The sequence below is a fragment of the Corallococcus sp. EGB genome (genome assembly GCF_019968905.1).
In the GTDB taxonomy this organism is placed as follows: domain Bacteria; phylum Myxococcota; class Myxococcia; order Myxococcales; family Myxococcaceae; genus Corallococcus.
Genome location: NZ_CP079946.1, coordinates 97,905 through 112,227, shown reverse-complemented (window position 1 = coordinate 112,227; position 14,323 = coordinate 97,905). Strand labels below are relative to the sequence as shown.

Genomic DNA, 14,323 nt, shown 5'->3' with positions numbered 1-14,323 from the left:
GCAGATTTCGAAGTCGGCACTTCTGTTGAGAACTTCACTCAGCAGAAATTGCAACTTACCCTTCGTATGCACTTGTCAAAGAACGTCCCTGCTTGGAAGCAGGTAACTTGTGGAGCTGATCGGGTTCGAACCGACGACATCCAGCTTGCAAAGCTGGCGCTCTCCCAGCTGAGCTACAGCCCCGACTCTCGCGTCGGCACCGCCTTCGTCCCCCCAATGAGGGAGAATGGTGGGCCTAGGTGGACTTGAACCACCGACCTCGCGCTTATCAGGCGCGCGCTCTAGCCAGCTGAGCTATAGGCCCAGGTGGGGGCTAAAGCATCGGCAGAACCCTACAGCGTCCTTCATTCTCAAAGAGCCGAGCCGCCTTCGCTCGGTCCTTCAAAACCAAACAGCAAGCCCGAAGTTGATAATGGATTGTTTACCGGAAACTTTGACCTAGTCAGACCTGACAGCCCGAAGGCTGCTGGTGTTGCCTACTCTCCCGAAGGATGAGTCCAACACCCGGTCTCCTTAGAAAGGAGGTGATCCAGCCGCAGGTTCCCCTACGGCTACCTTGTTACGACTTCACCCCAGTTACCGAGCACTCCTTGGGCATCTCTTGGTGAGATGACTTCTGGAGCAATCGACTCCCATGGTGTGACGGGCGGTGTGTACAAGGCCCGGGAACGTATTCACCGCAGCGTGCTGATCTGCGATTACTAGCGATTCCGCCTTCATGGAGTCGAGTTGCAGACTCCAATCTGAACTGAGACCGGTTTTCTGCGATTAGCTCCCCCTCGCGGGTTTGCAGCGCTCTGTACCGGCCATTGTAGCACGTGTGTAGCCCTGGTCATAAAGGCCATGAGGACTTGACGTCATCCCCACCTTCCTCCGGTTTAACACCGGCAGTCCCTCTAGAGATCCACTTGCGTGGCAACTAAAGGCGAGGGTTGCGCTCGTTGCGGGACTTAACCCAACATCTCACGACACGAGCTGACGACAGCCATGCAGCACCTGTCTCTCGGTTCCCTTGCGGGCACTCCCTCATCTCTGAAGGATTCCGAGGATGTCAAGACCAGGTAAGGTTCTGCGCGTTGCGTCGAATTAAACCACATGCTCCACCGCTTGTGCGGGCCCCCGTCAATTCCTTTGAGTTTTAGTCTTGCGACCGTACTTCCCAGGCGGAGAACTTAATGCGTTAGCTACGGCACCGCGGGGGTCAACTCCCACGACACCTAGTTCTCATCGTTTACGGCGTGGACTACCAGGGTATCTAATCCTGTTTGCTACCCACGCTTTCGCGTCTCAGCGTCAGTTACCGTCCAGGTGGCCGCCTTCGCCACCGGTGTTCCTCCCCATATCTACGAATTTCACCTCTACTTGGGGAATTCCGCCACCCTCTCCGGCACTCAAGCTCTGCAGTTTCGGGCGCACTTCCTCAGTTGAGCTGAGGGCTTTCACACCCGACTTGCAAAGCCGCCTACACGCGCTTTACGCCCAATAATTCCGAACAACGCTTGCACCCTCTGTATTACCGCGGCTGCTGGCACAGAGTTAGCCGGTGCTTCTTCTCCCGGTACCGTCAAGGCAAAGCGTATTAGGCTTTACGGTTTCGTCCCGGTCGAAAGTGCTTTACAATCCAAAGACCTTCATCACACACGCGGCGTTGCTGCGTCAGGCTTTCGCCCATTGCGCAAAATTCCCCACTGCTGCCTCCCGTAGGAGTCTGGACCGTGTCTCAGTTCCAGTGTGGCTGATCGTCCTCTCAGACCAGCTACCCGTCGTCGCCTTGGTGGGCCATTACCCCGCCAACTAGCTGATGGGCCGCGGACTCATCTGGTTGTGATAGCTTGTATACAGAGGCCACCTTTTCCCTCAGTCTCCGAAGAGACCGTGGGCTTATCCGGTATTAGCCAATCTTTCGACTGGTTATCCCAGGCATCCAGGCAGATTATCCACGTGTTACGCACCCGTGCGCCGCTCTACTAGGGTTTCCCCATTCGCGCTCGACTTGCATGTGTTAGGCACGCCGCCAGCGTTCGTTCTGAGCCAGGATCAAACTCTCCAATTGTATTCTTGGTTTGCTTGAACCGGCGTCCCCCGAGACCCGGCTAAGGAGTCTCGGCTCGCTGATTCGTCGGCACTTCCCTCTCGCTGCGCTTTTCAGCGCTGCCCTCGAGGTGAAGATGCCCTCAAAAAATTGACTGCGGTTTCCGCAATCCATTACTGCTTGGGCTTGCTATTTGGTTTTCAAAGACCGAGCCGCTTGTTGCGGCTTTGTTGCTTGCCGGCTTCTTTCGTCCGGCGGGGTTGCAGCTTCTATTTCAGTTCGCAGTCAGCGTCAACTTCGCTTTTGCGTCCTGCGGGCTGCTTCGAATCTCGTCGGCGCCGTCCAGTGACTTCCGCCGTTTTCTTTCGAAGGGGAGCGGCTTCTACTTCAGCGCCGTCTTCCCTGTCAACCGCTTGCCGTCAGCTTCCTTCACCGCTTTGCGTCCGTTTTGTTGCTTGCCGGACGCCTGCTTCTTCGGTGGGGCGCGGCTTCTATCTCTTCGCCGCGTTCGCTGTCAACCCGCTCGTTGACTGCCCTATTTTCTTTTCGGTGCTGCTCTCTCTCCGAAGTGCCTTCCGCGCCAGTGCGCGGGCTTCGAAGCGAGGGGCGCGGCTTCTACCTCTCCACCGCGTTCGGGATCAACATCCTTCGTCGATCCTTTCCTTCCCCCCGCGCTGACCGTCCGAGCCCTGGAGGGCCTGCGGTTCGTCGCGGGGGGGCACTCTCTAACGCTTCGGGCCGGCGACGTCAAACCCTTGGTTGCCTGGCCCTGATCATTGGCGTACCGACGATAGAGAGGCGTGGCTGCCTGGCCCCTCCCTCATGGCGGGCTCGAGGCGCGGCGGTGCGCGGAGCAGGTGGTGCTGGCGCTGAAGCATGTGATGGCCCCGGCCCGCCTCCGCTCCTTCGGAGACATCCACCTCCCCCACCGGGCCCTCCGCACCTCATGGGCGCAGACGCGACAAGGCCCCCGACCCGGTGACAGGTCGGAGGCCCTTGCTTCCTACGGATGCCGGCTCAGCTCACGGCGTCGCGGGGTCGAACGTGGAGATGCTCCAGCCCATGCGCTCGTGGCCGAACTTGTTCCAGTCCGGGTTCTTGCCGTTGACGACCTGGCTGTCCGTGTAGGACGGCGCCGCGGAGCCAGAGCCGGAACCGGAGAAGATGTTCACGCTGATGGTGGAGCCCGTGTACGTCGGGTGCGTGTTGTCCGACTGGATGTAGTCGTAGCTGGTGCTGCTGTTCGCCAGGTGGCCGTTCGCGTCGCGCAGCGTGCTGCGCAGGGTGACGCTGATGCGCTGCACGTAGGCGTCCTCGGTCTCACCCTGGCGGTACGCGATGGCCTCGGAGTCAATCTGACCGTCGCCGTTGCGGTCGTAGTCGGAGGCCATCATCTCCGCGAAGGCGTCCGCACACTTGAAGCCGTACTTCGACGCCAGGTTGCAGGCGCGCCAGTTGCTGCGCGCGAGCAGCGGGAGGAAGTACTGCTGCTTGTTCACCTTCTGGCCCGTCGTCGCGTCCGTGCAGGACGTCAGCACGTTGTCCGCGTCATAGCCCGGGTAATAGATGTTGGAGATGACCTTCACCTTGGCGGTGGTCGCGTACTGGTTGATGGTCTGCATCGCCCGTTCCATGTACGTGGTGCAGGTCGCCAGCGCGTTCTGCAGGCCGCTGTAGTTGCAGGTGCCGGTCTGGTCGGTGAACGCGCTGCGGGCCTGCAGGTAGTCGTTGCCGCACATCTCGAACATCACGACGCGCGTGCGGGAGTCCTGCATGTAGGAGCGCTCGGAGACGATCTTGTTGTTGTAGATGTCGTCCGCCTTCGCGCCGGACTTCGTGCGGCGGATGACCTCCACGTTCGAGCCCCACTTCTGGGCCGCGTACTCGCCCTCCACCACCGGGGCCGCACGGCGCGCCACGCTGCCGATGCCGCCGTTGTAGCCGGCGAAGATGGAGTCGCCGTAGGCCACCACGCGGTACGTCTGCGACGCCGAGCGGTTGATGGTCCACGACGTGTTCTGATTGATGGTGCTGGCCATCGCGCTGCCACTGAGGGTGGTGACAGCGACGACGGCGGCGAGGGACAGCCCGCTGCGACGAACGGACATACCGGCTCCTGAAGAGGTAGGGGGTTCTCGCCCCGGCAATGGGGAGAGGCCGCGCACGGTACACGCCTTTGATTCTGGAATCACCCCTCAGACCTGAATTGACCCTTCACTATGTATTCCATGCTGAACACGAATTCCGACACAGCGCATCAGAGAGGGCCGTGGCATGCCCTGGCGCTGACGCAGCGCTTCCGGCTGACGCAATGTTTCATGACGGGTCCGTGCCGATGAACCTCTCCCGGAGTGCCCGAGTCCTGGGCCAGTGGCTGCTGCTGGGCGCCAGCGTGGGAGGGCTGTGCGGCGTGGCGTCCGCGGTGTTCCTGGCGCTGCTGGAGGGGGCCACGGAGTTCCGGCTGGCGCATGAGTCGCTGGTGTACGCGCTTCCCTTGGCGGGGCTCGTCATTGGCGCGGTGTACGGCCGCTGGGGCGCGTCCATCCAAGGCGGCAACAACCTGGTGCTCGAAACGGTGCACGAGGGCGACGCGGTGATTCCCCTGCGCATGGCGCCCATGGTGCTGCTGGGGACGGTGCTCACGCACCTGTTCGGCGGGAGCGCCGGGCGCGAGGGCACCGCGGTGCAGATGGGCGCGAGCCTGGCGGACCAGATTGCCTGGCGCTTCCGCGTGACGCCGGACACCCGGCGCGAGCTGCTGGCGGCGGGAATCGCGGGCGGCTTCGGTTCGGTGTTCGGCACGCCGCTGGCGGGCGCCGTGTTCGGGCTGGAGGTCGTGTGCGTGGGCCGGCTGGGCTACGAGGCGCTCCTGCCCGCGCTCACCGCCGCCGTGGTGGGGGACCTGGTGACTCGCGGGCTGGGCATCCATCACACCGTGTATCCGGTGCCTCAAGCGCTGGCGCTGACGCTGCCCGTGCTGGGCCGGTGGCTGGCGTTCTCGGTGGGCATCGCGGGCGTGGCGGTGGCGTTCATCGAGGGCACGCATGGGCTGAAGCGGCTCCTGGGGCGCCGTGTGCCCTGGCTGCCCGTGCGCATGGCCCTGGGTGGCCTGGGGGTGGTGGGGCTCTGGAAGCTCGCGGGCACCAGCGACTATCTGGGACTGAGCGTGCCCGGCATCGTGCGTGCTTTCGAGGACGCGTCGCTGCCCTGGGACGCGTTCGCCTGGAAGCTCGTGTTCACGGTGGTGACGTTGGGCGCGGGGTTCATCGGCGGTGAGGTGACGCCGCTGTTCTTCATTGGGGCGACGCTGGGCAATGTGCTCGCGCGGCTGCTGGGGCTGCCGGTGGACATGGGCGCCGCGGTGGGCATGGCGGCGCTGTTCGCGGCGGCGGCCAACACGCCGCTCGCGCTGTCGTTGATGGCGGTGGAGCTGGTGGGCGCCTCCGTGCTGCCTCACGTGGTCATCGTGGCCACGGTGGCCTACCTGCTCACGGGACACCGGGGCATCTATCCGTCGCAGCGCATTGCCCGGAGGAAGCTGGGCGGACCGTTGCTGGATCGCATCGTCGCGCTGCGCGACCTGCATGAGGCGCCCCGGAAGGAACCCGAGGCGCCTCGCTAGCGGGCGCTACTTCGCGGAGGCTTCAGGCTTCGCGGTGGGGACGAGCCCCTCCGTGTGCCAGGGCTCCACGTGACCGGTATCGAGCGTGAAGCTCGCGGACGCGGGCGAAGGCCGAGCGGGACGGCGATGGAAGGACCTGCTCGCGAGCGAGTCCCTCGCGCCGGCGGCTGTCCGTTCGCTCGACGCTCGCGTGCCGGTTCACGGCACGGTCTGAGCCGTCAGCCCCACGGCTCCGTCGCCCCTTCTTCGGAGCTCTGGCGTCGCGACCTGGAACTCCGCGGGCAGCATTCGCAGGATGCGCTCGCGGCGGTAGCGGGCGCTGGCCAGGCGCTGCTCCAGGGCGGCCTTCTCCGCTCGGGCTTCCTTGTCGGGTGTCCCGGTGCGCTGGGTCAACGCGGCCAACCTTCTTGAGACCTCTTCCATCTCGCGATCGATGAGCACCGGCTGGATGTTCCGCTTCGCTCGCGCCTTGCGGCCCTGGGCGTTGTTCTCAATCCACACCGGCAACACTGAAACATCCGCCAGCGCTACCGGGGCTCCGGGCTCCGCTCGGGTTACTCCGATCCGCAGGAGCAGGGAGTCCCGCTTGTCTCCGTCCTTCCCCAGCTGCCCCTTCACGTGCTGGTAGAAGCGCGCCTGGTTCGCCACCAGGTTGCCCAGCGAATACGCGATGAAACCCCGGCGCCCGGACTTCGTCGTGTAGGCCTCCAAGGGCTGCAACACGTGCGGATGATGGCCAATCACCGCGAAGGCTCCCGCCTCCAGGAAGGCCTGCCCCAGTGCCCGGTCCAGGGGATGCGGCGTGTCCTTGTACTCGTTCCCCCAGTGCCCCAGCACGAAGAGCGCGTCACATCTCGCCGCCGCGGCTCGCACCCTCTCCACGGCCTCCTCTGGCTTCAGGCCCCTGCGGAAGGCGTGGTCCGGATAGGGCACCAGCGCCACGTGCGGCGCGTCCGCTTCCTTCGGGTTGCTGAAGCCATTCAGGGTCCGGGTGAACGAGAGGAAGCCCAGCTTCAGGCCCCTCACCTCCATGAACGCCGGCGCCCAGGCCGCGTCCTTCGTCATCCCCGTGCCCGCGTGGAGCAGTCCCGTGGCGTCCAGGTGCTTCAGCGTCTCCACCAGGCCTTCCACGTGCTGATCCCTCGCGTGGTTGTTGCCCGTGGACACCACCTTCACGCCCGCTCGCACCAATGCCTGCACCATCGCCGGGGGCGCGTTGAAGACCAGCTCCCTCGTGACGGCCTTGTCGTTGGCCGTGACCGGCGTCTCCAGGTTCACCACGCCCACGTCCGCCGTGCGCAGGACGTCCGACAGTGGCCCGAAGACGTGGTCCCAGCCTTCATGGTTTCCGCTTCGGGCGTGGGCCTTCGCCACCGACTGCACCTCGCCGTGCGGAATCACGTCTCCGCCAAAGACGAGCTCCACGCGCGCCGGCGCGGCCATCCCCCACAGCGGGATGAACAGCAGCAGGGCCCCCCACCCTCGCATCACTCCGGCTCCCGCACCCCGATGAAGACCTCCCGGTTCCATGCGTCCCTGCGCGCCGTCGCGGGACAGCCCGCCTCGCGCATCCACTCGAGCCAGTCGTCCCGCCGGAACAGGCCGAAGCGGTGGCGCTCCTGCGACATGCTCACCGTGCCGTCCGCGTCCCTCAGCAGATAGGCGAACGCGGTCTCGTATGTCTCGTCGTCCGGATCCGGATCCCACGTCCACATGAGGTAGCGCATCCCGCGCCCGTCCGGTCCGTCATGGCCTCCGGACTCGGTGACGGGCTCGAAGGTCTCCCGCACGCAGTCCGGCAACAACACCACCCGACCTCCTGGACGGCAGTGCACCGCCGCCGTGAGGACCGTGGCTCGCGCGTCCTCGCGATCCACCGCGTACATGATGGCGTCGTGCACCATCACCCGGTCGAACGTGCGCCCCAGCCGCAGCGAGCGCATGTCGCCCACGCGGTGCTCGCACTCCGGATTCACCTTGCGGCTCACCGCCACCATCTCCGGCGAGCGGTCCGTCAGCGTCAGCGTGAAGTGCTTCTTCAGGTGGAAGGCCAGGCTTCCACCTCCCGAGCCCAACTCCAGCAGCGTGCGCCCCGGGCCCTCCTCCGCGTGCAACAGGGGGAGCAGGTCCGCCGCCTCCTCCACGTACTCCTCCGGTGGCGAGAACAACGGCCACCAGGAGGCGAGGTCCGTGTAGAGGTGGGGCTCCTCCACGGGAGGCGGAATCACGGTGCGCGACAACGCCATGGGTGGCTTCCTCGGAGACGGGTCACCGTTCTACTGCCCGCGCAACCCGTGCGTCCATGAGGCCTAGCGAATCTGGACGGCGTCCGCGACCACGTAGGTCCCCGCCGTCACCCAGCGGCTGAGCTGGACCTTGTTCCACCCGGCCGGGAAGCTCCACGTGCCCAACGTGTTCCAGCGTGCGCCGTTGAGGGTCTGGTCCACCTTCACGTTCGCCAGCTGCGTGCCGGACGCGTCCGTGATGATGAAGGGCGCCGCCGTGGAGCGGTCACTCGCCGCCGTCCACCATGCGTCCACCGTCTTCGTGGCCGCCGCGGAGAGGTAGAACCAGAACGTCGCCGGCTCCGACACCGCCGCGCCCGGCGACACCAGGTAGCTGGTGCCGTAGTAGCCCGCCACGTTCGTGGACGAGGTCCAGCTCGTGCCCGCGAGCTGGATGTAGCCCTTCGTCTGGTCGTTGTTCGCGTTGTTGCTGTCGATGACCAGCCCCGTCGATGAACCGCCGCCGGACGTCCACAGGTACGTGACGTCCACCCAGTCGTTGTTCGTCATCCCCAGGTCCGTCCAGAACGTCCCGTCCGCGAGGTCGATGCCCGCGGGGTTCGCCGGACGTCGGCCGAATTGATCCAACCCGCCGTTGAAGTTCTCCTGGTACGCCGCCTGCGCCTCCGGCTTGCCCTGCGGCAATGTCTTCCACATCTCGCGCACGCTGGACGCGTTCCAGTAGTCGTCCTTCGTGTTCCACGGGCCCACGTCCCAGACGGACGTCGTCGCGCACTTCGCCGTCTTCGAATAGCAGACGCGCACCTGGTACTCGGAGCCCCCGTTCGACGCGAGGCCGCGACGCGAGGGCAGCGCCACGAAGCGGTCGTTGCTCTTGATGACGTGGCCGTTCGCCGTCGTGCCGCCCACCAGGCCTTCACGGGTCGCGTAGACGCGGTAGCTCAGCGGCGCGAGCGTCTGGAGTGCTTCCCCGGTGCCGCCTTCGCGCCAGCCCTCCAGCGCCACCTCCTGGACCGCGGGTCCCCGGCCGCGCTCGTCCGCGATGAGCGCGAGGCGCACCTGCACCTCCGTGCCCGAGCGGGGCAGGCGCACGGCTTCGTCACCCGTGGCGGTGCGCCACTCGCTCCAGGCGCCTCCGGGTTCCCGGACTCGCACGTCCACTTCGACGCCCTGCCCCAGGCCCACCGTGGCCTGGACTCGCGGGCGGAAGGTGTCCACGGGTTGCGCGAGCGTGCGCGCGGGGAACTCGAAGAGGCCCGTGAGCCGGTTGAGCCCTTCCGGCCGGCGCATCACGGCGTTGGGTTCGTAGAGCAACCCTTCGCGCGTGCCCACGAGCTCCGACGTGCCCGTTCCTGCTGAAAGGTTCTCCGTCCAGCGCTGCGTGCCGGTTTCCTGCCGAAGTTCCGGAGCGGGCTCCGCCGCCGCCACTCCTTCCGCGAAGACCGCGCCCAACATCACCGCCATCAGGGTGGACCGCCACGACGCGCGCATGCTTGGACTCCCGGGAAATGGATAAAAACGTTTAGGCCGTTCAACGTTTAAATCCGTCTTTCCCGGTTCTCAAGAGCCAAGGCGTGAATGGGACCAGAACGTCCACTCCGGCGTCGCCAGGCCTGCCGTCCGACCGCCCTTGTCGAAATACACGTCCACGCTGCACCAAGCCTTGAGCCGGCCAGGAGCGCAGGCACCGGCGGAGGGCTCGTGCTCCGGCCCATCCAGGCCTCTTCAATCCTCTCTCCCGAGGGCCTACTTCGTGCCGAAGAGGCGGTCTCCCGCGTCGCCCAGGCCGGGCAGGATGTAGCCGTGCGCGTCCAGCTTCTCGTCGACGGCGGCGGTGAAGACGCGCACGTCGGGGTGGTGTTCGCGCAGGTTCCTCAGGCCCTCCGGACACGCGAGCAGACACACGAAGCGCAGGGAGCCCGGGCGGCTTCGCTTCACCCGCTGGAGCGCCGCCACCGCGGAGTTGCCTGTCGCGAGCATCGGGTCGCAGACGATGACGTCGCGGTCCTCCAGGTTGGAGGGCACGCGGTAGTAGTACTCCACCGCGCTCAGCGACTCCGGGTCGCGGTACAGGCCGATGTGGCCGACCCGCGCGGACGGGACCAGTTGCAGCAGGCCGTCCAGGATGCCCTGCCCCGCTCTCAGGATGGGCACCAGCACCAGCTTCTTGCCGTCCAGCGCCCAGCCCGTGGTGCGCGCCATGGGCGTTTGGATCTCCTCCTCGCGCAGCTTCAGGTCTCGCAGCGCCTCGTACCCGAGCAGGAGGGAGATCTCCTCCAGCAGCGCCCGGAAGGCCGCCGTGCTCGTGTCCGTCCTGCGCATCACCGTCAGCTTGTGCTTCACCAGCGGGTGATCCACCACCGTGCAGTTCGGGAAGTCCATGCGTCCTCCTTGAATGGGTTTTCAGAACACCGTGCCGTCGCTGCGGATGCGGATGGGCGGCACGCCCCCGGGGCGAAGCTCGGCCGCCACCCGGCGCCCCGCCGTCCAGGTGCCGCCCTGGAGCACCTTCGCCAGGGGCAGCTCCTCCGCGCTCAATTCCAGACGCCCTCGCACCAGCGCGGCCACCCGGTCCAGCAGCGCCACCGTCAGCGCCCGCCACTCCACGATGGGCGGATCTTCCGGGGCGTAGACCTCCACCGTCAGGCGCGGGTCCTGCGGCACCAGCACGCCCAGGTCCACGAAGAGGCCACCGTTGCGGTACTCCGGCAGGCCGGTGAGCGCGTCCAGCTCCGTCACCCCCACGCCCGCTTCCGCCAGCGGCTCCACCAGCGAGTACGCCAGCCACTGGGACAACTTGTGGAAGGGCACCAGCGCGTCCGCGCTCCCCGGCGGCCCGAGCGCCGGATGCGGCCACACGTCCCCCAGGTTCACGCCGTCCACCGTCGTGCGCCCCGGCCAGATGGGCCCCAGCACCTCCAGCACCGTGCCCAGCACCTCCGCCGCCCGGACGCTGCGGCGGTGCGCGGCCAGCATGTCGAACATCGAGCCCGGTCTGGGCAGCACTCGCGACAGGCCCTGCAACAGATGCAGCCGGCCCTCCACGCCCAGCAATGGATTGGACTCGGACACCTGGAGGCCGCGCTCCAATTGCTCGCGCGTCATGCGGCTCAGCGCCTCCGCGTCCGCGCGCAGCGGCCGGTCCGGATCCGATGAGAACGCACCCGCCATGAACATGCGCAGCGACGCCACCGCCAGGCCCTCCGAGCGCACGTACGACGCGCCCCCGGGCTCCTGGTAGCGCCATGCCGGACCGCTGCCCGCGTCCAGCAGCACGCTCACCACGCCCAGGTCCACCTTGGCCCGTGCTCGCTCCTCTGGCGGCAGCGGGGCCAGGCGCGCCTCCAGCTGCGCGAGCCTGGGCACGCCTCCCGCGTCGAAGTGCCTCCAGCGGCTGTGCACCGGGATGTCCAGCCGGGGGTACGCCTCGTGCGTCACCGCGAGCACCCGGTCCACCACCGTGGGCAGCCGGGACGGCTCCACCCGGAAGTACTCCAGCCGGCCCGCGAGGCCCAGGTCCAACACCTGATGACAGCGCTCACGGATGGCCGCCGGGCTGCGCAACCACGCCACCGTGGGGGACACCTCCCGCACCCGGATCGCGTCAAGCATCGAGGTCCCGTCCCTTCACCTGCGCCAGCGCCCCCGCGTCCGCCACCGGCCCTCGCGTGAAGTAGCCCGCGGCCTTCTTCGCCTCCATCTCCACCTTCGCGTCCGCCGGAATCAGTCCGTCCGGAATGGGCACGCGTTCGAGGATCTCGATGCCCGAGCGCACGATGGCGTCGTGCTTCATGTCGCTCATGGAGATGAAGCGGTGGATGCGCGTGATGCCCAGCCAGTGCAGCACGTCCGGCATCAGCTCCTGGAAGCGCATGTCCTGCACGCCCGCCACGCACTCCGTGCGGTGGAAGTACGTGGCCGCGGAGTCGCCGCCCTCCTGGCGCTTGCGCGCGTTGTAGACCAGGAACTTGGTCACCTCGCCCAGCGCCCGGCCCTCCTTGCGGTGGTAGACGATGAGCCCCACCCCACCCTGCTGCGCCATCCGCACGCACTCCTCGATGCCGTGCACCAGGTAGGGCCGGCAGGTGCAGATGTCGCTGCCGAAGACGTCCGAGCCGTTGCACTCGTCATGCACGCGCGCCGCCAGCGGAACGTTCTTGTCCGCCAGCGCTTCGACGCTTCCAAACACATACAGCGACAGCCCGCCGATGGGCGGCAGGAAGACGTGCAGGTCCGGGCGGGTGATGAGCTCCGGGTACATGCCGCCGGTGTGCTCGAAGAGGCCGCGGCGCAGCGCGCCCTCCGTGAGGCCGAAGCGCTCCGCGATGCCGGGCAGGTACCAGACGGGCTCCACCGCGGCCTTCACCACCTTCACGTCGCCGTTCGCCGCGACGAGGTCGCCGTCCACCTTGAGCCGTCCGGCGGTGATGGCCTCGCGCACCTCGGGCATGTTGATGTGGGCCCGGGTGACGGCGATGGTGGGCCGGTAGTCCACGCCCTGGTCGGCGTAGGCGCGGAACACCTGTGACGCCACCGCGCCCCAGGGGTCCAGCGACACGATGCGCTTGGGGTCGCTCCACGATGGATGCGGCCCCACCTGCGCCGCGGGCGCGGTGTTGGTCAGGTCCGCCTTGTGGTCCTGCGGCAGCTTGCCCGCGGACACCGCCAGCGCGCGGTAGATGGAGTACGCGCCCGAGTGCGTGCCGATGACGTTGCGGTTCGCGGGGTCGGAGAGCGTGGCCACCACCGGGCCCCGGCGCACCGGCTCGGGTTCTCCCCAGCGCAGGGGGACGCCGGGGGCCTGTCCGTCGGGATGGGAGGTGAGACGAATGTGATTCACGGGCTTCTTGTCAGCCATGGGTGCACCCTCCTTGGGGGGCGCGCGGGAAAGGACAGATGTCTGGGAATGGGCGAAGCAGCGAGACGTCAGCTCATCCATGAGCCGTCGGTGCGCGCGGACCACTTGCGCGTCACCTTCTTGAGCTGGCTCCAGAAGTCGAGGCTCGACGGGCCGGTGATGTCCCCGTGGCCGAACTTCGATTCGCCCGTGCCCCCGAAGGAGAAGGGCTCGCGCGGCACCGGCACGCCCACGTTCACGCCCACCATGCCCGCCTTCGCACCCTCCACCACCGTCTGCGCCACCGCCCCGCTCGTGGTGAAGATGGACGCCGCGTTGCCATAGGGCGACGCGTTCTCCACCGCGAGCGCCGCCGACAGCGTGGGCACCCGCACGATGGACAGCACCGGGCCGAACAGCTCGCGTGTCGCGGCCTCCATGTCCGGGCGCACGCCGTCCAGCACCGTGGGCCCCAGCCAGTGGCCGTTCGCGTACGCGTCACCCACCGGCCTCTTGCCGCGCCCATCCAGCAGCACTCGCGCCCCGTCCGACAGCGCCTTCGCGATGGCCGTCTCCAGCCGTTCCACCGCGCCCCGGTCGATGAGCGCGCCCATGCCCGGACCGACCTCCAGGCGCGCTGCGCGCCGGACGAGCTCATCCACCAGGGACTGCACGTTCCCCACCGCGAGCATCACGCTGGCCGCCATGCAACGCTGGCCCGCGCAGCCGGTGAACGAGTCCACCACCGCCTGTGGCGTGAGGTCCGGATCCGCGTCCGGCACGACGATGAGGTGGTTCTTCGCGCCGCCCAGCGCCAGCACGCGCTTGCCGTGGCGGCTGCCCTCCACGTAGACGTGCCGCGCGACGGGAGACGAGCCCACGAAGGCCACGGCCTTCACGTCCGGGTGCTCCAGGAGCGCGTCCACCGCGGCCTTCGCGCCGTGCACCACGGAGAAGACGCCGGGCGGATAGCCCGCCTCCACCATCAGTTCGCCCAGCGCGGTCGCGGTGAGCGGCACCTTCTCCGAAGGCTTGAGGATGAAGGCGTTGCCCACCGTCACGGCGATGGGGAACAGCCACAGGGGCACCATCGCGGGGAAGTTGAACGGCGTGATGCCGGCGACGACGCCCAGGGGCTCGCGGCGGTATTCACAGGTGACGCCCCGGCTCACCTCCAGGTGCGCGCCGCTGTCCAGGTTCTGCAGCGACAGGGCGAAATCACAGACCTCCAACCCCTTGAGCAGGCCCGCGCGGCCCTCCGCCACCGTCTTGCCGGATTCACTCGCGGCCAGGTGCGCGAGGCGCTCCAGGTTTGTTTCGAGCCGCGTACGGAAGCGCAGCAGGAGCTGGGTGCGCTCGCGCAGCGGGGTGGCTCGCCAGCCTTGCGTGGCGGCCTTCGCGGCCTCCACCGCCTGGGCGACGCCCGAGGCGGTGGTCAGCGGAACGCGGCCGATGGGCGCTCCGGTATAGGGACTGCGGACCTCCTGCGCGAAACCTTCCGTCGGAGAGACCCACTCTCCGCCCACGAGGTTGCGACAAGCGACGACGCTCTCGGGTAGCCGAACAAAGGACACGCGCACCCCCCC

The 14,323-nt window shown here is 67.2% G+C and carries 9 protein-coding genes, 2 tRNA genes and 1 rRNA gene; 1 reads left to right on the top strand and 11 read right to left on the bottom strand.

All coding sequences use genetic code 11. From position 1 onward, the window contains the following. Nucleotides 1-110 precede the first annotated feature (110 nt). From KYK13_RS00460 to KYK13_RS00445, 4 genes are all read right to left on the bottom strand, one after another. Nucleotides 111-183 (bottom strand) — tRNA-Ala (locus KYK13_RS00460). Nucleotides 184-227: 44 nt separating this feature from the next. Next, a tRNA-Ile gene (locus KYK13_RS00455) sits at nt 228-304 on the bottom strand. A gap of 213 nt (nt 305-517) precedes the next feature. Beyond that, a 16S ribosomal RNA gene (locus KYK13_RS00450) occupies nt 518-2,053 on the bottom strand. A 1,001-nt stretch (nt 2,054-3,054) separates the two neighbouring features. After that, entirely contained in the window at nt 3,055-4,140 is a 1,086-nt protein-coding gene (locus tag KYK13_RS00445; protein WP_223640814.1) for an SGNH/GDSL hydrolase family protein, read from the bottom strand. Between the two features lie 227 nt (nt 4,141-4,367). Here KYK13_RS00445 and KYK13_RS00440 point away from each other — a divergent pair, with 227 nt between their 5' ends. Further along, the gene (locus tag KYK13_RS00440; protein ID WP_223640811.1) at nt 4,368-5,654 is read left to right on the top strand and encodes a chloride channel protein; all 1,287 of its coding nucleotides are present in this window, start codon (nt 4,368-4,370) and stop codon (nt 5,652-5,654) included. Nucleotides 5,655-5,852: 198 nt separating this feature from the next. On the opposite strand, the gene KYK13_RS00435 is transcribed toward KYK13_RS00440, so the two are convergent. The 7 genes from KYK13_RS00435 to mmsA all read right to left on the bottom strand — a co-directional run bounded on the left by KYK13_RS00435 (nt 5,853) and on the right by mmsA (nt 14,311). After that, complete coding sequence (locus KYK13_RS00435) at nt 5,853-7,142, bottom strand: CapA family protein (protein WP_223640809.1); 1,290 nt, start codon at nt 7,140-7,142, stop codon at nt 5,853-5,855. Beyond that, a complete protein-coding gene (locus KYK13_RS00430; protein ID WP_223640806.1) occupies nt 7,142-7,900 on the bottom strand; it encodes a trans-aconitate 2-methyltransferase in 759 nt (252 codons plus the stop codon). The genes KYK13_RS00435 and KYK13_RS00430 overlap by 1 nt, the downstream gene beginning before the upstream one ends. A 63-nt stretch (nt 7,901-7,963) precedes the next feature. After that, nucleotides 7,964-9,391: a hypothetical protein gene (locus KYK13_RS00425; protein ID WP_223640804.1), complete on the bottom strand. Its 1,428-nt coding sequence runs from the start codon at nt 9,389-9,391 to the stop codon at nt 7,964-7,966. 255 nt (nt 9,392-9,646) lie between these two features. Continuing rightward, nucleotides 9,647-10,282, bottom strand: coding sequence for a uracil phosphoribosyltransferase (gene upp, locus KYK13_RS00420; RefSeq protein ID WP_223640802.1), 636 nt, complete (start codon nt 10,280-10,282; stop codon nt 9,647-9,649). A 21-nt stretch (nt 10,283-10,303) separates the two neighbouring features. Continuing rightward, nucleotides 10,304-11,512 (bottom strand): URC4/urg3 family protein, encoded by a 1,209-nt coding sequence (locus tag KYK13_RS00415; RefSeq protein ID WP_223640799.1) that lies wholly within the window; start codon nt 11,510-11,512, stop codon nt 10,304-10,306. Next, nucleotides 11,505-12,758 carry a GTP cyclohydrolase II gene (locus KYK13_RS00410; RefSeq protein WP_223640797.1) on the bottom strand — a complete coding sequence of 418 codons (1,254 nt, stop codon included), beginning with the start codon at nt 12,756-12,758 and terminating at the stop codon, nt 11,505-11,507. Before KYK13_RS00410 ends, KYK13_RS00415 begins: the two co-directional genes overlap by 8 nt. A 68-nt stretch (nt 12,759-12,826) precedes the next feature. Then, nucleotides 12,827-14,311, bottom strand: a complete 1,485-nt coding sequence (gene mmsA, locus KYK13_RS00405) for a CoA-acylating methylmalonate-semialdehyde dehydrogenase (RefSeq protein WP_223640795.1) — start codon at nt 14,309-14,311, stop codon at nt 12,827-12,829. Nucleotides 14,312-14,323 lie beyond the last annotated feature (12 nt).